Origin of the sequence: Paenibacillus sp. H1-7 (genome assembly GCF_022354825.1) — a bacterium.
GTDB lineage: Bacteria > Bacillota > Bacilli > Paenibacillales > NBRC-103111 > Paenibacillus_S.
Map to the genome: position 1 here is coordinate 6392927 of NZ_CP031168.1, position 21213 is coordinate 6414139.

Here is a 21213-nt window from a genome sequence, read left to right on the forward strand (position 1 = left end):
CTCACCGCCCACATGGTATGACAATAGGAAAGGAACTGCAGAATTCGGCCTCCTTCCCTCCTTGGCAGCATATTGGCTTAGACTTCTCATGCACTTGCTCGAAAGAATTGAGTCTAGCACAGGGTTGTCCTGTGCGATCTATCTGGTACAATAGGGATGATAGCCTGCGGCGACAGCAGTCGGCGGCGGATGAATAAGGAAGCGGGAGATAACCCCTATGGAATTCAGACTGGATCGAATCGAGAACAAAATTGAATTTTTTGAAGCCTATGATCTGAAGACGCTGGAAAGAAACATAGAGGCGCAAATCGATAACAACAAGGCGCTGCTCCTCGATGTGTACCAAATTGACCACAACGTTGTATTTGACCCTAACAGAGGCAAAATGCTGTACAGCGCCGTCGTGCATTTCAAAGCCAAGTAAGCCTATCGGCCGGCCAAGTTATATGGCTTGCCTGCTTGCAATTACTAACTTAGAGGAGACTGGATCGAGCATGAACAATAAAGCGGAACGACTGAAGCAAATGGCGCCGCCCGCGCCGCAGAACGGACAAGAGTATGGCGACCGGCTGCCCCCCGGCCAAGTGCTGACGGAAAGGTTTCCGATCCTTCACGAAGGCGAAGTGCCGGAGTACGATTTGTCCGTCTGGGACTTCAAGCTGTTTGGAGAGGTGGAACAAGCAAGGAGCTTCAACTTCGACGAATTCATGAAGCTGCCCCGAACCAAAGTCGTGTGCGACATCCACTGCGTAACCCGCTGGAGCAAGTTTGATACCGAGTGGGAAGGCGTCCTGTTCAAAGATTTGCTCAAGCTGCTGGATGTAAAGCCAACGGCTAACTATGTCATGGTCCACGCGGACAACGATTACGAGACGAATGTTCCGCTTGAAGACCTGATGCGGGATGATGTGCTGCTCGCCACTCATTACAACGGTGAGCCACTGACTAAGAAGCATGGGTTCCCAATGCGTTTGATCGTACCGCATTTGTATTTTTGGAAAAGCGCCAAATGGATTCGCGGCTTCGAGTTTATGAAGGAGGACCGTCCGGGCTTCTGGGAGCAAAACGGCTTCCACTTGTACGGTGACGCTCACAAAGAGCAACGGTTTTCCGGCGAGCCCTTGGACATTCCGGAAGACGAATGGGTACATAAAGATTTCGATTAACCGATGAATGGAAAAGCCTCCAGGATCGTTTGAATTTCGCTCTCATTTGCGGACTATGTCCAGGGTAGGAGGAGCAGCCCATTCGGATCTGTGGAGGCTTTTGACGTTTATCCTATCGTTTTCTCAAAATGATATTCCATCTCGCCGGCCATTGCCGCCGGAGTGTCCCCGGTCAGGTGGAAATTGTGCGAATGAATAAGCTCAAATGGCCCGAAATCGGTTTGCTTATAAAATTCGTAGCACGGAAAGCCGTCGTGAGAGCCTTTGGCATGAATCTTCCCGTCCGCCTGCACCTTCACATGCAGTATATAATCCGGAGCCGGCGCATCCCTTCTCATCGGGTTGCTCACGCTGGATTTCATTGTGAAGAATACCGCATCCTCGCTCCATTGTTCATTATTCACAATGATTCCTTCCGTTGATGCCCTTTCTTGACGATAGCTCACAGTCCCGTCCGATCCGGTTATTTTCAGAATCGTCTCTCCCGTACAAGCAAACGGAACGAGTCTTCTTTTGACAAAATCGATCGTCACCTCCTGCTCTACGCGAGAACGACCCGTATTGACGGCATGTGGCGTAAATCCTCGAATATCTCCTGCAAATTCCAGACAATTACCGTTCGTCGGGTCGTAGATGGGCTGCAGCCAGTGCAGCTCGCCGATAAACACACATGCCCTCAATTTTACAATAGTCACCATTACCTTAACCTCCCAGATTTACAAATAGTTTCAATACGAGACTATCTTATCATGGAAAAATAAGGTTTGGCCGTTTCTACCTTACTTTGATAGAGAAGCAGCGACGGTGCAAAAACAGCAAAGAGGCTGATTTGCCTGCATTGTGCAGATAAATCAGCCTCACTCTTTTATTGCTAATCCATGATAACGATATCGCGATTAGCGAAGATCTTTAGGATCTACTTTGTCCATATCGTGGAACACTTGGTTCTCACCGGCCATAGCCCAGATGAACGTGTAGTTGTTCGTACCTACGCCGGAATGAATCGACCAGCTTGGGGAAATAACCGCTTGCTCGTTGCGAACGACAAGGTGACGAGTTTCGCTAGGCTCACCCATGAAGTGGAACACCAGACCATCTTCCGGCATATCAAAGTAGAAGTACACTTCGGAACGACGGTTGTGCGTATGGCAAGGCATTGTGTTCCACATGTTGCCCGGCTTCAACAAAGTCATACCCATAACCAGCTGACAGCTTTGTACGCCGTTCAAGTGGATGTATCTGTGAATCACGCGCTCGTTGGAGGAATTGATCGAGCCCAGGTGCTCGGTTTCCGCATCTTCCAGACCTACTTTTACAGTAGGATATTGCTTGTGAGCCGGAGTGGAATTGAAGTAGAAGCGAGCCGGATTGGATGCGTCGGCGCTTTTGAAAGTAACGTCTTTATTGCCAAGCCCGATATACAGGCAGTCTCTTGTGTTCAGTTCATACTCAGTGCCGTCAACGGTTACGGAACCTTTCGGTCCAACGTTGATGATCCCGATCTCACGGCGCTCCAGGAAGAAGTCTGCGCCCATCTCATGCTTGTCCGCTTCGAGTTTAACCGGCTCGGAAGTTGGAATAACGCCGCCAGTAATAAAACGGTCAACGTGGCTGTATACCATGGTCAATTTGCCAGGGACAAACAGGCCTTCGATCAAGTACTCGTTTCTCAGTCTGTCCGTATCATAAGATTTCGTTTCAGTAGGATTTGTCGCGTAGCGAATTTCCACAATAATTGCCTCCTCAAAAATAATTAGCTCTGTACGGTAGGAATTCCGTCATAAAACGTTTCAATTCGCCAAAAAAGCGAATGGCGTTCTTCCCGCACCCCTATATATGGTAACATAAATTGCTTTGCATCGCTACCGCTATAAAGGATCTTCAAACTTTGTCAACATTTGGACCGGAAGCGCACTGTCCGGCTTGTAGTCTGAAAAGACGAATTACTTGGTTTCTTTCGACAAGAATAGTTCGGGTTTTATCCAGAAAGAGACCGTGACTCCCTCGGTCTTAAATGGTATAATATAGCCTAATGTTACGCAATTATCTATGTGAAGTTAGATAAATGGAAGGATGGAGCGAGATGAACCCTCTTGCACAACAGCTCAACGACACGATAGCCAAAGAAAACCCGCATGTTTATGACATGCTTTCCGGCCTCGGGAAGCAAATTTATTTCCCTAAAGTAGGCATTTTGAGCCAATCGGCCGAAGCCAAGCAAAAAGCGAAGAAATTTAACGCCACCATCGGTACCGCATTGGAAAAAGGAAAGCCTATGCATCTGAAGGTGATTCAAGATACATTGTCCGCATATGATCCGAAAGACATTTACGAATACGCTCCGCCTGCAGGCAAGCCAGAGCTCCGGACGGCATGGCGCGCCAAAATGATCGAGGAGAACCCGTCGCTGCAAGGCAAAAGCTTGGGTAATCCGATCGCCACGAACGCATTGACTCACGGTTTGAGCATCGTAGCCGACTTGTATGCCGATGCCGGAGACGCCGTTATCATTCCCGACAAGAACTGGGAAAACTATGAGCTGACCTTCGGCATTCGCCGCGGCGCCGAGCTTGTCTACTACCCGCTGTACAACAGCGAACGCAAATTCAACTCCGAAGGACTGCGCGACGCCCTGCTGGCTCAAAAGAGCAAAGGGAAAGCAATCGTCGTCTTAAACTTCCCGAACAACCCTACCGGCTATACACCCGGTATTGAGGAAGGCAAGCAAATCGTAGCCGCTATCAAAGACGCTGCAGAAGCCGGAATCAATGTCGTGGCCGTTACCGATGATGCTTACTTCGGTCTGTTCTTCGAGGACTCGATGATGGAATCGCTGGCTGGACAGCTGAGCGAGCTTCATCCGCGCATTTTGTCCGTCAAAATTGACGGAGCGACCAAGGAAGAATATGTATGGGGCTTCCGCGTAGGCTTCATTACGTACTCCGGTCAAAGCGAAGCAATGCTCGCTGCCTTGGAGCAAAAAACGATGGGTATCATCCGTGCGACCATCTCCAGCGGTCCGCATCCATCGCAAACATTCGTATTGAAGGCTCTGAACTCTCCGGATTTCAAAGCGCAGAAGCAGGAGAAATCCGAAATTATGAAAGGCCGCGCCAACAAAGTAAAAAGCATTCTCGATTCCGGCAAATACGATGCGGCATGGGAATATTATCCTTTCAACTCCGGCTACTTCATGTGTCTGAAGCTGAAAACCGTCGATGCGGAAACACTGCGCGTACATCTGCTCGACCAATACGGCATCGGTACGATCGCTCTGGGCGAAACCGACCTGCGCGTAGCCTTCTCCTGCATCGAAGAAGAGAACCTTGAAGAGCTGTTCGAGACAGTTTTCCAAGGCGTGCAAGACCTGCTAAACGTGCCTGCGAAATAATTGTCGGCCGCATAATAACTATTTCTAACCGTGTGCCTGTCATGGATGGGTACACGGTTTTTTCTATGGATTACTTGGATTTGATCGGAGCGTATATATCAAACTCGAAATGATCGATGACGTCGGCCGGAATATGGAACGGGTTCACCGGTTTCAGCCTGTTGGCCTCAAATCCATACGAACCTTCGCTGCAATCTCTCTCCACCCCTTCGTTCTTAAACCAATCCCATAGATACCGATAGGCAGCATCCATATGTCCCCGATCTCCGCATACCGTCAGCTTGGCATAGGTTCGGGCAGGAAGCGTGAGCTCCTCCATATCGCTGGTCAGCTCGGGAAAATCATTCACCTGCAAGCCGACCCATAATTGTTTAACCCCGTCAGCCCATTGCCATTCCGGAATAAAGACAAGTCCATAATCTTCATTGGCTCTTCCGGCGTGTCCATCCATAAACGCTTCGACCCGTTTCCAAGCCTCACGGACTATGGTCCCGTTACGCTCCACTTTGTTAACTACCGCCTTAAGCTGAGGGAGTTCAATAATCGATACTTCCATACATCCGCACCTTCCTACCAATTGGATAATAAACCCATTATACCGAACGTATGTTCCTTTGTAAAGCAAAAACAAAACAACACGACCTGTGCCGCAAGGGCACCAAGCCGTGTTGTCTCCAAATTAATATCAAATCAGCAAGTTAAACAAATGCGGATTTTTGTTGATCTCTACATATTTGATCCCTTTATTGCCCATACGTTCGATCAATGGACCGTAATCCTCTTTGTTCTTCAGCTCGATGCCGACAAGAGCCGGACCGTTTTCCTTGCTCGTTTTCTTCGTATACTCGAACCGTGTAATATCGTCGTTCGGACCCAGCACCTCGTCGAGGAATTCCCGAAGAGCCCCTGCCCGCTGCGGAAATTCCACAGTAAAGTAATGCTTCAGCCCTTCGTAAATGAGCGAACGCTCCTTGATTTCCTGCATCCGGTCGATGTCGTTGTTGCCGCCGCTTATGATGCAGACGACATTTTTCCCTGCGATCTGCTCCCGGCAAAAGTCCAGCGCCGCAATCGTCAAAGCGCCCGCTGGCTCGGCTACGATCGCATTTTCGTTATAGAGCTCCAAAATCGTCGTACATACCTTGCCTTCCGGCACGACCACAATGTCGTCAACCACCTTCCGGCAAATGTCGTACGTCAGCTCGCCTACCCTGCGCACCGCGGTACCGTCGACGAATTTATCGATCTCGTTCAGCGTAACGATCTCGCCCAGCTCCATCGCCTGCTTCATGGAAGGCGCACCGGTGGCTTCTACTCCGATTACCTTGGTAGAAGGGCTGATGCTCTTGATATACGTTCCTACGCCGGCTGCCAGTCCGCCTCCGCCGATTCCGGTAAGAACAAAGTCGACCGACTCCCTCATATCGTTCATCAGCTCTAAGCCTACCGTTCCTTGGCCCGCAATAATCATTTGATGATCGAACGGGTGAATGAACTGCATGTCCTCCCGTTCACTATACCGCAATGCTTCGTTCAGCGAGTCGTCGAACGTGTCTCCGATGAGAATCACTTCCACAAAAGGTCCGCCGAACAGCTTGACCTGCGATATTTTTTGCCGCGGGGTTGTCGTAGGCATGAAGATTTTGCCTGTCACCTGAAGCGCCTTGCACGAATAGGCAAGCCCCTGCGCATGATTGCCCGCGCTTGCGCATACGACGCCCTTTTGCAGCTTGTCCGCCGGCAAACTGCGCATCAGGTTGTACGCCCCGCGAATTTTGAACGAACGGACTACCTGCAGGTCCTCTCGCTTCAGATAGACGTTGCAGTTATATTTCTCCGACAAAATAAAGTTTTTTTGCAGCGGGGTATGATGAACGACATCTTTCAATACGTGGCTTGCTACTATGATATCTTCCAGCTTGACCGATTGATTCTCCTGATTCTCCATAAGCTCCTCCGGTGTGTAAAAGTCCTGCTTTCATAAGGGAACGGATCATGCGCCGTTGTAACTAATTCTATCTATTATACACCTCTGGATGCGGCTGTCCATATCTTTTACGAAGAAATCACATTGAGCCTTCTGAACGCAAAAAAAAAAGAAACAGTCTTCCCGCCAAGCATGCAGCTTGAGCCGGGGAGACTGTTCTTTCGCAGCTTCTAACCTTTTTCTACTATCGCTTCTTATTTAATAACGATCGTATGAACGACATTGTCATTGCCTCTCAATTCGACCGAGCGGTTATCCGTAAGCTGGGAACGGTCGCCTTGAATGGTCGTTCCGTTCGAAATGGTGTACAAGAACGTTACGTTGCTGGTTGTGTTGTAGTACACGTTATCTTGAACGGTACCATCGCTCAAAATTTTGTCAATCGAGATTTGAGTCACTTGATCGTTGGAGTTCGTAGTCAAGGAATTGTACCTTCCGTTTACGACGAAGTTCCCGTTTTGATCTCCTGCAAGCTTTGTTACCGCTACGAATACCACTTTGCCGCCGGATGTGCGTACAAGCACTTCATCGCCGGATTTCAGCTCGGAAGCCGATACCGTACGCCCGTCACGAACGATCGTAACATCGGAAGCAAGCTCGATGCTGTAAGAAGCATTATCTTTGTTCAGGTAGAGCTTGTTGTTGCTTACCGTTGCGTTCAAAGTACCTGTGAAATTGGAGTTGCTTGGCAGATCGCTGCCGCTTGCCACTTTGGTCACTTCTACGAAGATCGCTTTGCCGCCGAAGGTGCGTACCAGCACTTCGTCTCCCGATCTAAGCTCGGATGCAGAGACTTTGCTGCCATTGCGGAAGATGTAAGCGTTCGAGTCAAGCTCTATATTGTAGGACTGGCCATTCTGGGTAAAAGTCAATGTATTATTGCTCACGGCCGAGCTCAATGTGCCCTTAACCGAAGTGTTGTCAGGAAGCTGATTGCCTGTACGATCCAGCAAAGCTGCCAGCTCGGCGCGAGTTACCGGACGAGTCGGACGGAACGTGTTGTCCTCGTAGCCGTCGATCAGGTTTTTCTCTATGGCAACTGCTACATAGCCTACAGAGCCTGCCGGAATTTTATCGGCGTCCTTGAAGTTCAATTTCGTGGTCATTTTCGCTTTAGCTTCATCCTGCAGCTTCAACGCTTTAACAAGCAGCGTCGTAGCCCAGAGGCGATCCGCTTCCTTCGTCGGCTGAACCATATCGTCGGATTCCTCGAACAGGTCGTTTTGCAGCGCAACGGCTACATAGCCTTTTGCCCAATCCTGAATTTTGTTCGCGTCCTTGAAGTTCAGGTTCGTATTTTTCGCATCCGTGGATTCCGCTTGCTCACGCAATCCCATCAGGCGGACAGCGGCTGTAATCGCTTCAATACGAGTGATTGTTTTGCGAGGCTGGAACGTTCCGTCCTCATAGCCTTCGAATACGCCTTTGGAAGCCAAGCTCGCGATGTAACGGGCAGCCCACTCTACGTCGCCGCCTTTAACATCGTCAAAGCTGATTTTGATGTTGAGATTTTTTACGTTCAAATTGTTTATGTATAGGTCTTTGCCGTTGTTGTTGTTATTGTTGTTTTTGTTATCGTTTTTATTATTAATATAGCCGTTATATCTGATTTCATTGTCGCGGTCCTTGTCGTTGCCTTTTCCTTTGCCGTTGCCGTTGTCAGCAAATGCAGCCGTGGAGCCCCCTACCATCATAGCTACTGTCAAGCCTGTTACCATAACCTTCTTAAATGTTTTATTCATAATCCAATCTCCCTTTTCTAATTGGTAGAATATTTGTTTGATGTTGTTGCCGACAACTGCTGCAGGCAGCTTTCGACATGTAAGATTTGAATGAATCAAGAACCTTCGCGAAGGGTTGCTGGATTTAATACATTGTTTCGCCAGCACGAAAATGTTTGAGGGGGTCTTTTGAACAAGCTCGATAAAAATGGTAGACTATTTTTGTATTGCTTGATTTTAGCAATATCCAAGCAGCTTCACAGCTTTGGGCAAGTAACGGGGGAGGAGCATCAGATAATGAAATGGAACGGGAAAAACATATCGATCGGCATAGTGGTTTTGGCACTGATCGCTGTAGCGTCTGTATTGTTCGTCAATGCAGGTCGAAATCAGGAGAAGCCATTGTCCTCGTCGACACCGGAAGCGCCATCAGGTACGCAATCCGCGAAGCCGATACCGACGCCGACACCAACGCCAATTCCATCGGAAAAGGTGGATGTTGCCGTCATCGGAAGCGAGCTGGAAGGTCTGTATCTGGCACGGGCTGCTGCTGACGAAGGGTTGAAGGTGAAGGTCATCGACCCTCGCGAGGCGTTCGGGGGGCAAGTGCTGCAGGGAGAAATGCTGTTTCTGGACGAAACGAGAGACGAGCAGCACCGGCTGTTGGTCCAGGGCCGTGCCAAGGAGCTGTTTGACGGCTTTCGCAACGGCAAAATCCGCAAGCTGCCGGAATTCGTGCAATATTTTGACAAGCTGAAGAAGGATATTCCTGTCGAGTCCGGGATCAAGCTCGAGGAAGTAAAGCAAATTCCCGGTAAATTCGGGCCTCATGCGATAGAATCTGTCACCTATTCGGGCAAGGACGGCGTCAAGAAAAACTTGCAAGCCGATTACTGGGTCGATAACACGGATTTCGCCGCGCTGATCAGTAAGCTTGATGCGACACGGATGCCTGGACTGGAGAAGTTTTACGGGCAGAACAACATTGAGTATATGAGCTCCGGCATGATGATGAAATTCAAAAATGTGGATTGGGCCAAGTTCAAGACCCATTTCAACAGCCTGAGCCCGGAAGAGCGCAGAGCCAAATACGGCGGCGGTTCGGTCGACGACAGCTTTGCGATCGGCCTGAGCGGCATGACAAGCGCCTATAAGCCGACCAACGACAGAGTGTTTCTTCGCGGGTTGAATGCGGTCAGCCAGCGGGACGGCGAGGTCATCATCAACGCATTCCTCGTATATACCGTAGATCCTTCAGACGACAAATCGGTAGCCGAGGCCATGGAGCTAGGGAAGAAGGAAATCCCGCTGATCCTGAACCATTTCCGCAAAAACATAGTCGGTTGGGAAAAAGCGGAGCTGAACGGCTTCCCGAACTACTTGTACATACGTGAGTACAACCATTACGAAACCGATTATGTGCTGAAGCCCTCGGATATGCTCGGCGCCAAAATGTTCTGGGACAATGTGAGCATCGGCGGTTATCCGCTTGATCTGCAGGGCACCAGCGCGAACAAGTGGGGCATCGAGATGGGACGTCCGGACAAGTACGGCATGCCGCTGCGGAGCTTCCTGCTGAAAAACTACGACAACGTCATTATGGCGGGCAAAAATGTCGGCTCTTCCGCTATCGCTTACGGAAGCGCACGAATTCAGCCGAATACGAGCTTGGCTGCCGAAACGATCGGCATTCTCATCGGGCAGCTGCGCGGCGAGAAGAAGCTGAGAGAATTGAAGGAAGCCGATATGCCGGCGTTGTACAGCTATTTGGAATCGAAGTACAAAATCAAGCTGACCGGCGTTACCGGCAACAATAAGCTGGCAGGCTGGACACAAGATGAGCTTGCTAAGCTGGATACGGGAGAAATCATTTACCCGTCGTATGTGAACAAGCGTAAAAAGTAATCCGCAAAAATAAACCGTTCCTTCGACTGCAAGGGCTGCGATAGCCACTGCGCCTAAGGAACGGTTTTTTATTGTACTGCATAACGGCAACACAGACAGGGAATTGCTTTTAAGCTTCACTTCGAATCGGTTCCGGCAGCTCTTCGGCTTGAATCGGCTCTCTTATTCTCAGCTGCTGCGTTGCAAATTCACGGTACAGCGCATGCGACTGGAACAGCTCCTCATGCTTCCCTCTCCCCGTAATGGTTCCTTTCTCAATAAACAAGATCTGATCCGCATCGACGACAGTAGAGAGCCTGTGGGCAATGACGAGAGTCGTACGGCCTCTCATCAAATTTTTCAAAGCCTCCTGCACGACGATTTCCGATTTGCTGTCCAGACTGGAGGTTGCCTCATCGAGCATTAGTATTTCCGGATCTCTAAGCAGAGCCCGTGCAATCGCAATTCTTTGGCGCTGTCCGCCCGACAGCTTCACTCCGCGCTCCCCTACTTCCGTCTCGAAACCATCCGGGAAGTCTTGGATGAAATGATCCGCATACGCCATCTCGGCAGCCCGCTGCAGCTCTTCGGCGCTTACCTCGCGATCCATGCCGTACGTAATATTATCCTTGATCGTTCCGGCAATGAGAGGGCTATCCTGCGATACATAGCCGATCTTGCTGCGCCATGACTGCAGCGAATAATCGTCGATCGGCGTCTCCCCGATGCGGATCGTTCCGCTTTGCGGTGTGTAAAAGCGCTCCAGCAGCGAGAACATCGTCGTCTTGCCGCCTCCGCTCGGACCTACAATCGCTGTCACTTTCCCCGGATCCAAGGTGAATCCGATATCCTTCAGCACGGCTTCTCCGTTGTTATATCCGAAGGTAACATGGTCGACGGTAATCGGCTGATGAGCGTTCTCCAGCGTTTGGCCGCGGACGGTATCCTCCTCGTCGGCATCAAGCGTCGCGATAATCCGTTCGGTCGCCCCTACCGCTTTTTGAAGCTGAGTGAAAAAGGTCGTGATTTGATTCATCGGCATAATGATCTGGATCAAATACAGAATAAACGCCACCAGCTCCCCGGCCGTCAGAGCGCCGGAAGATACTCTCATGCCGCCGTAGCCAATAATGACAACAAGCAGCGCCATAATAACGAAGGAAATGAGCGGAGCGATCATCGCCTGCATCTTCCCTTCTCTTACTCCGAATTGAAACAGCTTCCGGATTCTGTCTCTCCCCGCTTCATATTCCAGCGGCTCCGCATTAGACGATTTCACAAGACGAATTTCCGACAACACCTGCGTCAAGATTCCCGTGAACCGGGCCGTTTCATCCTGCAAGCCTTTGGAAATGAAATACATTTGCCTTCCGACCGGGATCAGCACGGCAAGCGATAGCGGCACGGCAAGCAGCATAATCAACGTCATCTTCCAATCAAGTACGAGCAGGATCGTTACGGAGCCGATGATGGCAATGATTCCGTTAAAAAAGCTCGTAACATTTTCCGAGATCAATCCTTTGACGACTCCCGTATCATTGGTCATCCGGCTTATCGTTTCCCCTGTCCGGTTGCTGTCATAATAAGGAACGGTTAGCGCCAGCAGCTTTCTCCACAATCGGTCGCGCAGGTTAGCCACCACACCTTGGCCGACTCGATTTAACATGTAAATCGACAACCCTCCGGCTACCGCCTGGGCCGTAAAGGTTAACACAAGGGCAACGATGTGGATCGGCTCGATGGCCGACAGCGAAAAGCTGTCGACCATATTTTTCGTAAACAAAGGAACTATCAGCCCGACAACCGTCGAGATGACACTTAAGCCTATCGCGGTACCGAGCATCCATTTGGATGGCTTCGTCTGCCAAATCAGCTTCAGAAACGAACGCCAGTTGGTCTTTTTCTGTGTCATAGCTTCTGCCGGGCTTTCTATAGGTCTTTCGATAGATCTTTCCATATAACTTTTCCATCTCCTATCCGGTCATTTAAAGCACCAGTGATCTTTTTCTCATCGAAAGCATACGACAGTATTTTAAACGGAATATAAACTCCGCGGTTTCACAATATCCGAGACAGTCTGCCGTGACACGAAAAACTAATTATACGGATTTTCTCCCTGTTGGTGCATCGTCCGATTGCCTATACTGTTGCTATACTGATAAACGGAGTGAACAATTATTACGACACTTGAACAATACGGCTACCAGCCGTTTTTTGCCGAGCAGCATAAAGAACAATACGATGTCGGACGCATTGCGCTGGAGCATACGCACTTGTATCGGATATATTCCGAAGACGGTGAATGGCTGGGAGAGCTTTCGGGCAAATACAGGTATGAAGCGGTAACCCGGGAGGATTATCCCGCGGTAGGCGACTGGGTATGGATGACGAAGCTTCCCGGCGAGCGCAAAGCGATCATTCATGGCGTCTATTCGCGAAAAAGCAAGTTTTCGAGGAAAGTCGCGGGCCAGACAACGGAGGAGCAAATCGTAGCAGCCAATATCGACCGGGTCTTTCTTGTTATGGCTTTAAACCGGGATTTTAATGTGCGGCGGCTGGAGCGCTATCTATTAACCGCTTATGACAGCGGCGCCATGCCGGAAATCGTCTTGACCAAAAAAGATTTGTGCGATGACCCCGACGCCCTGCTTCGGGAAGTTGAAGCGATTGCGTTCGGCATTCCCATCTACACGGTGAACAGCCTGGAAGAGAACGGGACCGCTGCTATCGCGGACACCCTCAGCCCGGGTGAAACCATTGCTTTGATGGGCTCCTCCGGCGCGGGAAAATCGACGCTGTTGAACAGTCTCTACGGGGAGCAGCGGCAAAAGACGGGAGGCGTGCGCGAAGGCGACGACCGCGGAAAGCATACGACGACGCACCGCGAGCTCGTGGTGCTGCCAAGCGGTGCCATTATCATCGACACGCCGGGCATGCGCGAGCTGCAGCTATGGGAAGGAAGCGGCGCCATCGACGTCGCTTTTCAGGATATCGATACGCTGGCCGCAAGCTGCCGCTTCAGCAACTGCGGACATCGCAAGGAGCCCGGCTGTGCGATTCAGGCCGCTTTGGCGGACGGCTCACTGGATCGCGGACGGTTCTCCAGCTACCTGAAGCTGCAAAAGGAGCTGGCTTATATGGAACGCAAAGCCGACGCAGCCGCTGCCCGTGTGGAGAAGGACCGGTGGAAAAAAATTCACAAGGACATGAAGGCGCGGGGCAACCGCTAATCGGACTGTTGACCGGTGACAGGTGTTTCCAGCCCGTGCCAACATGCAAAAACCCAGGTACCGATTGACTATCGGACCTGGGTTTTATTCGTGCACTTGTAGCTTTATCTGAGCTTTAATCCCACTCTTACTCCATGCTCCTCGAACGCTACTCCCCGCACCCCTGCCGGTTTGGGAACATAGTCGTTGAGCTCGATTTGAAGCGGCTCCAGCTGAAACCATGAGGACGGAACCGTTATTTGCTTGATCTGTGTCGCTGTGTGCTCCGCCGTCATATAAGGCTCCCGCCACGACATGGCAAAATACATTCTTGCTCCGAACGTCCACTGGTGCTTATACAGAACATTGACATCTGCAATCCACTGATTTCCCTCAAGAGAGAACTGGGCACCGGTGATCTGCAGATCCGGATTGATCTGCGACCGGGCGGCCAGCGACTTCTTCAGCAGGCTGTTCACTTCGGCTTCCGTCAGCTGCACTTCCAGCTTGCGGCTTGTCAGCATGTCGGCCAGCTTACTGCGAATTTGCAGCTCGGAGTAAGCCAAATCCAGCGGCCGTTCCGGCTGAGCATACCAGTATCCCAAAGCCAGCAGCAGCGCACAGCATACACATAGCGTTACGATTCCGCGAAACAGCTTTCCCATTTCCCCTCATTCGGCTCCTCTCCGGATCCTCTTCCCAAGCAGGCTATTGCGGCTTCGGCTTATTCTGCTTTTCCTTGAGCCAGCGCGGGGCCCCTTTGTTTTTGCGGTCCCGCTCGCGCTCTGGCTTGCGCTTATCGGAAATCGGCGACGATTTCGCAGCCGGCTGAACCTTCGCGGATATCCGCGCCTTCGGCTCGCCCGTTCTGGCTCCGCCACTCCGTCCGCCTTCGGCGGCAGCTTCGCGCTGACTTGCAGCGGTGCTGCGCAAGCCCGCCGCAGGCTCGACCCGGACCCGGTTCGCCGAGGATCTAGGGCCGCCTCTTTGCTGTCCGGCATCGATGACTTTCCCCTGGTACATGTCCTTCTCATCTATCGGAACTCCAAGAGCCTTGGAGAACTTGGCAATGATAAACCGCTCTTTATGGGTAATGATCGAGATCGCGGTCCCCTTCTTACCCATACGCCCCGTACGGCCGACACGATGAACGTAATGATCGGCGTCGATCGGTGGGTCCAGGTTAATAACATGAGTAACATGAGGAATATCCAGCCCCCGGGCCGCAATATCCGTTGCCAGCAGCAGCTGGAATTTGCCGTTGCGGAACGACTGCATCACCTTGGCCCGCTCCTGCTTCCCGGCCTCCCCATACAGCGCTTCGATCGATAATCCGACATAGCGGAGCTTCTCGACGACCTCGGCCACGTCCTCGGTTTCGTTAATGAACACGATAGCCGCAGGAGGGTTGTACAATCGGACGATACGGCGAAGCGTATCGATTTTGTCCCGCTCCTCGCATACGAAATACATGTGCTCCAATGTTTGCGAGGTTCGCTGCTCCGGATTCACCTGCACATAGGCAGGCTCGTTCATCCACCGGTCGATGACATCCCGGACCGGCTCTGGCATCGTAGCGGAGAAAAACAGCACCTGGCGGTCGCGAAGCATCCCTTTGAATATGGCCTCGACTTCGTTCATCGATCCGAGGTCGAATACTTGATCGACTTCGTCTACGACGGCGCACTTCACATAATGCATGCTCAGCTTACGCAGCTTGAGCAGCTCCATCACACGCCCCGGCGTGCCGACAACGACCTGCGGCCGCAGCTTCAACCGGTCGATCTGCCTGCTGATGGCAGCTCCGCCGATCAACGATTGAACCCGGATTCCGCTGCCCTCCGTCAGCTGCTCCAGCGTTTGCAGAATTTGTATGCCAAGCTCGCGGGTAGGAACAAGCACAATCGCTTGAACCTCCTTCGAGGACTTGTCTATTTTATGTAGTAACGGCAGCGTATAAGCCAACGTTTTGCCTGATCCGGTCTGCGACTGAGCGACGACGTCCCTGCCCTCCATAATGACCGGAATCGCTTCCGCCTGAATCGGCGAAGGCGTCACAATGTCCAGCTCCTGCAACCGGCGCACGTAAAAATCTTCAATAGGTAACGAAGCAAAACCGCTATTCATAGAACTCCCCCTTCATAAAAGCATCATACCAATGGATAACCGGAACATCAAGCCTTCTCCAGCCTTTCCAGCTTGCGGGCAATCCAGGCAAACACCGCATCGAGTGCTTGTTCATCCGCTTCCCGCGGAAACCGGTGCTCCAATCCTTCATACAGCTCCATCGCATATTCCTTGCCTGCCCTCTCGAGCCCCTCGGCAAGCTTGCGGGCTTGCGCTACTCCCACTTGCTGATCGGCCGTTCCATGAACGATCATGATCGGCACCTGCAGCCGGTCGAGCCAGTATACGGGGGACCGGTCCTCATACGCCTCGCTCTGCTTGCGGGGGTGGCCTACGACCCGCTTCAGCATGCGGCGCAAATCGACGCGCTCCTCATACGTATCGAACAAATCGCTGACCCCGCCCCAGACGACGACCGGCCCGGCCAGCGGACACTGCCTGGCCGCAAGCATCGCCATCAATGCGCCGCGGGAAAAACCGATCAGCGGAATCCGTCCGGGCGTCACCTCCGGCAGCGATTGCATGAGCGTAATCGCATGAAATACGTCGTACCGGTCCTCACCTCCGAAATCCTCTCTTCCTTCGCCTCCTTCGTTACCGCGGTAAAACGGAGCAAACACGGCATAGCCCCGCTTGGCCATCGACATGATGCGCCGTTTGCGAACCATTCCGACTTTGCGAATGCCTCCGCGGCAATAAATAAGCCCCGGACATGGCTCGGCCGAGGCATGCTCCGGTACGGCGAGGTAGCCCTTTACCTTCAAGCCCTCGCTAGCGTAGGTAAGAACATAAAGCTGAACGCCTTTGATCAAGCTGCGCAGCTGCTCTCTTGCCAGCAGCTTGCCGTTCTGCGATTCCAGCAGCGTGCCCTGCTGTTCGCTCATTGAAGCATGCGAGCCTTGAATCGCCGCATCTCCAAATCCTGATTCATCTTCAGCGTCCTTAGTCCATCCTATGCTGGAAGAAGCAGGTAAAGAAGCATCGTATGCTAACGTTTGATTCGGGTTTTCCAATGACGTATCATAGTTCATTGATTGAGTCCTCCCCTGCCCGGCCATCTCAACGAATTGCCGTCCCTTATTTTGACAGACGCATCATCGTGCGCTAGACTTACAATCATTACAATAAAATATTTCTTTATTATGTTCTGAAAGGTGGAGCTTCTATGAATCCCCAGGTTCAAAGCGAATTCGAAGCGCTGGTCGAAAAATTCACCGAGCTTCTGACAGGCCATTCCTCGCCAGAAATGGTGGAAAAAATAAAAATGTGGTCCGTCTACAGCCATATTCACCGATCGATGCCGGCATTGACCAGCCATTGGAACCAGGCTCATCCGGAAGGCAAGGCGGCGATTCGCGAATTGTTCGAAGAGGTTCGCTCGCTCAATCTCGAGCTGAAGGAACGCAACAAAAGCACGGAGCAGGAATAATCACCCTACATAGTTGAAGAGGTACCTGCACGAAACCGTCCCGCGGAAAGAGGAGGAGCCTTGGACTTAGGATGTCGAAGGCTCCTTCTTGGTTTCACCGCCAATTCCTAGCTTGCGAGCTCATCCCCTCTATTTCAGGATGACACAATATCACTTCTTGTTCAGCACCTTGTAAGCCACCTTATCGAAGGCACGGGGAAACAGCTGGAACAGCTTCACGCCCACTCCCGCCATAAGAGGCATATCGATCTCGGGGATGCGCCGTTCGATGGCGTGCAGCACCCGGTCAGCCACCTTATCCGGCTTCAGCATAAACCACCGGACGTTGTTTACATAGTTGCCCGTAGGATCAGCTTTGTCGAAGAAGGGTGTATCGATCGGCCCAGGATTGATGGCGGACAAATAAACGCCGGTACCCACCAGCTCCTGACGCAAGCAGTTCGTAAAGCCGAGCACCGCATGCTTGGTTGCGGAATAGCCTGACGATTTGGCGGAACCGATCTTGCCGGCCATGGACGCAATATTGACAATATGCCCGCCGCCTGCTTTCAGCATATGGGGCAGTACCGCTTTCGTACAGCGAACCGTCCCCATGTAATTGACATTCATCATATCTTCAAACTGCTCCAAAGGCGCGTCGACAAACCGCTCGAATATGCCGTACCCCGCATTGTTGATGAGCATGTCGATCCGTCCGTACTGCTCGATGACTTGTTCCATCGTCTGCATCACCTGCCCCGTCGAAGTCACATCGATCCGGTACACTCCGCACGGGCCTTGCAAAGAGGCGGCAACGGCTTCGAGCTTATCGGTCGATCGCGCCATAAGCACCGGGACCGCTCCACGCTGAGACAGCTTTTGTGCCATTATTGCGCCGATCCCGCTGGAAGCTCCGGTAATAACGGCAACCTTGCCAGTAAACATCGTTCATTCCCCCGTGAACTAGAGTAATCATACCTTTCGCATTATCTGATTGCGGTCATCCGCTAATTAGCAAAAAAAGCGGATCGCTGTTCCTTGTCCGGAAAGCTCCCCGCTTACTATTGTAATCTATTTGATTTAGACGATCAAAACCTGAATGTCCAGCTCCCCGATTCCCTCCATAATAAGTGGGATCGTCAATGCTTTCTTAGGCAAAAATCCTGCGGAGTTCGCGGAATGAAGCAGCTTCGGCGGTGTTATATCCACCTTAACGCCCTGATTGTACAGCATCGTGCTTGCATTGCCGCTGATCATATTGCCGAGCTCCGAGATTGCGCTCTTGCTCATTTCATCCATCTCGGTAATCGTAAAGCCCCCCATCATGGCGGAGACCATCTTCAAAGCCACATCTTCATGCAGACCGAACACGATATCGCCTTGCATTTGGCCTGTCATTCCGATTTGAATCCATATGTATTTCTCGACGAACTTAACATCCTTTATCCCTAGCTGCCCCGTTGAAGGCCGGATACTGGCGACCTGCTCGATAACGATCCTTGCCGATTCCAAAAAAGGATTAATATATTCTGCCTTCATAAGGTGAACGTTCTCCTTTGCGATAATCTCGCACAACATTCATAGGTCCTAAATCTCCTTCATTATACCTAAAATTCGACAATAAGTATACATTTTTTGCTTGTGAAGCCGTAAAATAGGACCTTCATCCCATCTTTCGATCCCTTGTTTGAAACCACCGGATGCAGACCCTTCCTTCTTATAGAATAAATATGCAAAAGTTAGGAAAACTACCCTTATTACAGGCAATTCCCCCATATATCCACATTTGCATCCAGAAGGAGGAGCTTTCTTTGCCGGACCATAATACCAATGAACCGCAAAGCAATTCCAGGCGTAAATTTCTGAAGTATTCCGGGGTGGCCCTCGGCGGCGTCGTCGTCGGCGGTGTTGTAGGAACTGCCATCACCAAAGGCTTTAATAGAACCGTAGAGCCTTCCAAGCAGCCGGAAACAACCCCTATCCAGCCTGCCGCGGACTATAATCAGGCGCTGATGTTTTTCAACCAGGAGCAGTTCCGTTTGACGGAAGCGATAACCGAGCGTATTTTCCCCAAAGACGAGCTGGGACCAGGCGCGAAGGAGCTGGGAGTCGCTTATTTCATCGACCATCAGCTGGGCGGACAATGGGGCATCAATGCTAGAGATTACATGATGGGACCTTTTCAGGCAGGCGAGGTGACACAGGGGAATTTCCCGAATGTAAGACGTCATGAGCTGTTTACGATGGGACTGCAAGGGATCCAAAATTTAAGCCAGAGCAAATACAAGAAATCGTTCCTCGATCTGGGAGAAGCCGAGCAGGACGAGGTGCTGAAGGCGATGGAGGCCGGCAACGATATTAAGCTGTACGGGTCGACGGGACCTGTCTTTTTCAAAATGCTTCAGAACTTCACCATGGAAGGCGTCTACTCCGATCCGTTGTATGGCGGCAACAAAAATATGATGGGATGGAAAATGAAAAACTACCCCGGTAACCAAATGAGCTATCTTGATGTCATCGACAAAAAAGAATTCGTGAAGATGGAACCGCAAAGCCTGCGCGACCATCTGAGCCACTAGCAAGGAGGAACGATTATGGCTACCAAATTACCTCAAGTACAAGCCGTTGTCGTCGGATTGGGCTGGACCGGCGGCGTCATCGCAGCCGAATTGACGAAAGCCGGCATCAAGGTTGTAGCCTTGGAACGGGGCAAAGGCAGAAAAACCGAGGACTATTACATGGTCCACGACGAGCTTCGCTATGCGCGCCAATACGGCCTCATGCAAGACCTGTCCAAAGAAACGGTCACCTTCCGCAATACGGAAAAAGGAACGGCACTTCCGATGCGTTCCTACGGCTCCTTCCTTCTAGGCGAAGGCTTGGGCGGCGCAGGCGTCCATTGGAACGGTCAATATTTCCGCTTCCTGCCGTACGATTTTGAAATTTATACGAAGACGGTAGAACGCTATGGCGCGAAAAAAATACCCGAAGGAATGACGATCCAAGACTGGGGCATTACTTACGACCAGCTGGAGCCTTATTTCGATAAGTTTGAAAAAACGGCCGGAATCTCCGGTGAAGCCGAGCAAAATCCGATGGTCGGCAAACGTTCCAATCCGTTTCCGACGCCGCCGATGAAAAAAACACCAAGCATCCTCATGTTCGAGGAAGCAAGCAAAAAGCTCGGCTACCATCCGTACATGTATCCTTCAGGCAACCTGTCGACGCAATATACGAACCCTGACGGGATTACCCGTGCAGCCTGTCAATACTGCGCCTTTTGCGAACGGTTCGGCTGCGAATACGGCGCGAAGGCAGATCCGGTCGTTACCGTCATCCCGGTAGCTCAAGCAACCGGCAATTTGGAAATTCGAACCGAATCGAATGTGACCAAAATTTTGCACGACGGAAAAAAAGCAACAGGCGTCGTGTATGTGAATACCATCACAGGCGAAGAGTTCGAACAGCCTGCCGATATCGTCATCCTGACCAGCTACGTGTTCAACAATGTACGGCTGCTGCTCACATCGAAGCTGGGCAAGCCTTACGATCCGAAAACCGGCACCGGCGTCGTCGGAAGAAACTATGCGTACCAGGTGAACGGCGCTACCTCGGTCGGCTTTTATGACGATCAGGAGTTCAATCTGTATGCCGGCGCAGGCGCTCTTGGCAGCGAAATCGATGATTTCAACGGCGACAACTTCGATCACAGCAGTCTGAATTTCATCCATGGCGCAGGGATTCGCATATCCCAAACCGGGCTTCGTCCGATTGACAATAACTCGACGCCCAAAGGGACTCCGGGTTGGGGCAAGGAATTTAAGCAGGCCTCGATCAAATATGCCAACCGCGTCTTATCGGTAAGCGGTCAAGGCTCCAACATGCCGTGGAGACACCACTATCTGGATCTCGACCCTACATACAAGGATGCTTATGGTCTTCCGCTTATACGGATTACGTATGACTTCGAAGACCAGGACCGGGAGCTCGTGAAATTCATAGCCGAGAAAGCGGACGGCATCATGAAGGAAATGAAGCCAACCAAGCAGCAGACGAACGCCGAACTGAAAAACTACAACATCGTGCCGTACCAATCGACTCATAATACGGGCGGTACGGTGATGGGCGCCGATCCGAACACTTCTGTCGTGAACAACTTCCTGCAAATGTGGGATGCGGAAAATGTGTTTATTATCGGGGCGTCGAATTTTGCCCATAACAGCGGATATAACCCGACGGCCGTGGTAGGAGCGTTATCTTACCGTGCGTCGGAGGGGATTTTGAAATATATCCAGCAGGGCGGCGGATCTTTAGTATAGC

19 protein-coding genes are annotated in these 21213 nt (G+C 51.3%); 8 read left to right on the forward strand and 11 right to left on the reverse strand.

Going from position 1 to position 21213, the window contains the following annotated elements:
- The first annotated feature begins 217 nt into the window (after positions 1 to 217).
- Positions 218 to 424: a YrzA family protein gene (locus DVH26_RS28250; protein ID WP_239627993.1), complete on the forward strand. Its 207-nt coding sequence runs from the start codon at positions 218 to 220 to the stop codon at positions 422 to 424.
- A gap of 70 nt (positions 425 to 494) precedes the next feature.
- Entirely contained in the window at positions 495 to 1166 is a 672-nt protein-coding gene (locus tag DVH26_RS28255; RefSeq protein WP_239627996.1) for a sulfite oxidase-like oxidoreductase, read from the forward strand.
- 107 nt (positions 1167 to 1273) lie between these two features.
- On the opposite strand, the gene DVH26_RS28260 is transcribed toward DVH26_RS28255, so the two are convergent.
- A complete protein-coding gene (locus DVH26_RS28260; protein WP_239627998.1) occupies positions 1274 to 1864 on the reverse strand; it encodes a DUF3238 domain-containing protein in 591 nt (196 codons plus the stop codon).
- A gap of 198 nt (positions 1865 to 2062) precedes the next feature.
- The gene (gene kduI, locus DVH26_RS28265) at positions 2063 to 2896 is read right to left on the reverse strand and encodes a 5-dehydro-4-deoxy-D-glucuronate isomerase (protein WP_239628001.1); all 834 of its coding nucleotides are present in this window, start codon (positions 2894 to 2896) and stop codon (positions 2063 to 2065) included.
- Between the two features lie 353 nt (positions 2897 to 3249).
- Between kduI and DVH26_RS28270 the strand changes: the two genes are divergently transcribed.
- Positions 3250 to 4557, forward strand: coding sequence for an aminotransferase class I/II-fold pyridoxal phosphate-dependent enzyme (locus tag DVH26_RS28270; RefSeq protein WP_239628003.1), 1308 nt, complete (start codon positions 3250 to 3252; stop codon positions 4555 to 4557).
- Positions 4558 to 4627: 70 nt separating this feature from the next.
- Here the strand turns inward: DVH26_RS28270 and DVH26_RS28275 are convergent, their stop codons facing one another.
- The 3 genes from DVH26_RS28275 to DVH26_RS28285 form a co-directional block, all read right to left on the reverse strand.
- Positions 4628 to 5113 (reverse strand): GyrI-like domain-containing protein, encoded by a 486-nt coding sequence (locus DVH26_RS28275; RefSeq protein ID WP_239628004.1) that lies wholly within the window; start codon positions 5111 to 5113, stop codon positions 4628 to 4630.
- A 129-nt stretch (positions 5114 to 5242) separates the two neighbouring features.
- Positions 5243 to 6505 (reverse strand): threonine ammonia-lyase IlvA, encoded by a 1263-nt coding sequence (gene ilvA / locus DVH26_RS28280; RefSeq protein ID WP_239628005.1) that lies wholly within the window; start codon positions 6503 to 6505, stop codon positions 5243 to 5245.
- A gap of 233 nt (positions 6506 to 6738) precedes the next feature.
- Positions 6739 to 8286, reverse strand: coding sequence for an S-layer homology domain-containing protein (locus DVH26_RS28285; RefSeq protein WP_239628006.1), 1548 nt, complete (start codon positions 8284 to 8286; stop codon positions 6739 to 6741).
- Between the two features lie 276 nt (positions 8287 to 8562).
- On the opposite strand from DVH26_RS28285, the gene DVH26_RS28290 reads away from it, so the two are divergent.
- Positions 8563 to 10170: an FAD-dependent oxidoreductase gene (locus DVH26_RS28290; RefSeq protein ID WP_239628007.1), complete on the forward strand. Its 1608-nt coding sequence runs from the start codon at positions 8563 to 8565 to the stop codon at positions 10168 to 10170.
- A gap of 109 nt (positions 10171 to 10279) precedes the next feature.
- Here the strand turns inward: DVH26_RS28290 and DVH26_RS28295 are convergent, their stop codons facing one another.
- Positions 10280 to 12061: an ABC transporter ATP-binding protein gene (locus tag DVH26_RS28295; protein WP_239635513.1), complete on the reverse strand. Its 1782-nt coding sequence runs from the start codon at positions 12059 to 12061 to the stop codon at positions 10280 to 10282.
- Between the two features lie 262 nt (positions 12062 to 12323).
- Here DVH26_RS28295 and rsgA point away from each other — a divergent pair, with 262 nt between their 5' ends.
- The gene (rsgA, locus tag DVH26_RS28300; protein ID WP_239635514.1) at positions 12324 to 13379 is read left to right on the forward strand and encodes a ribosome small subunit-dependent GTPase A; all 1056 of its coding nucleotides are present in this window, start codon (positions 12324 to 12326) and stop codon (positions 13377 to 13379) included.
- Positions 13380 to 13483: 104 nt separating this feature from the next.
- Here the strand turns inward: rsgA and DVH26_RS28305 are convergent, their stop codons facing one another.
- The 3 genes from DVH26_RS28305 to DVH26_RS28315 are packed head-to-tail and all read right to left on the reverse strand — an operon-like array spanning position 13484 to position 16369.
- Positions 13484 to 14023, reverse strand: a complete 540-nt coding sequence (locus DVH26_RS28305) for a hypothetical protein (RefSeq protein WP_239628008.1) — start codon at positions 14021 to 14023, stop codon at positions 13484 to 13486.
- Between the two features lie 43 nt (positions 14024 to 14066).
- Positions 14067 to 15485, reverse strand: a complete 1419-nt coding sequence (locus tag DVH26_RS28310; RefSeq protein WP_239628010.1) for a DEAD/DEAH box helicase — start codon at positions 15483 to 15485, stop codon at positions 14067 to 14069.
- Positions 15486 to 15532: 47 nt separating this feature from the next.
- On the reverse strand, positions 15533 to 16369 hold the full coding sequence (locus DVH26_RS28315; RefSeq protein WP_481857624.1) for an alpha/beta hydrolase family protein: 837 nt from the start codon (positions 16367 to 16369) through the stop codon (positions 15533 to 15535).
- A 281-nt stretch (positions 16370 to 16650) separates the two neighbouring features.
- On the opposite strand from DVH26_RS28315, the gene DVH26_RS28320 reads away from it, so the two are divergent.
- Positions 16651 to 16914 (forward strand): DUF2573 family protein, encoded by a 264-nt coding sequence (locus DVH26_RS28320; protein ID WP_239628015.1) that lies wholly within the window; start codon positions 16651 to 16653, stop codon positions 16912 to 16914.
- A gap of 150 nt (positions 16915 to 17064) precedes the next feature.
- On the opposite strand, the gene DVH26_RS28325 is transcribed toward DVH26_RS28320, so the two are convergent.
- Together DVH26_RS28325 and DVH26_RS28330 are read right to left on the reverse strand one after the other, a co-directional pair.
- Positions 17065 to 17838 carry an SDR family NAD(P)-dependent oxidoreductase gene (locus DVH26_RS28325; protein WP_239628017.1) on the reverse strand — a complete coding sequence of 258 codons (774 nt, stop codon included), beginning with the start codon at positions 17836 to 17838 and terminating at the stop codon, positions 17065 to 17067.
- Positions 17839 to 17973: 135 nt separating this feature from the next.
- A complete protein-coding gene (locus DVH26_RS28330) occupies positions 17974 to 18432 on the reverse strand; it encodes a chemotaxis protein CheX (RefSeq protein ID WP_239628019.1) in 459 nt (152 codons plus the stop codon).
- A gap of 272 nt (positions 18433 to 18704) precedes the next feature.
- Here DVH26_RS28330 and DVH26_RS28335 point away from each other — a divergent pair, with 272 nt between their 5' ends.
- Both DVH26_RS28335 and DVH26_RS28340 read left to right on the forward strand, forming a co-directional pair.
- On the forward strand, positions 18705 to 19472 hold the full coding sequence (locus DVH26_RS28335) for a gluconate 2-dehydrogenase subunit 3 family protein (RefSeq protein WP_239628020.1): 768 nt from the start codon (positions 18705 to 18707) through the stop codon (positions 19470 to 19472).
- A 15-nt stretch (positions 19473 to 19487) separates the two neighbouring features.
- Positions 19488 to 21212, forward strand: a complete 1725-nt coding sequence (locus DVH26_RS28340) for a GMC family oxidoreductase (RefSeq protein ID WP_239628021.1) — start codon at positions 19488 to 19490, stop codon at positions 21210 to 21212.
- The last annotated feature ends 1 nt before the right edge of the window (position 21213 follow it).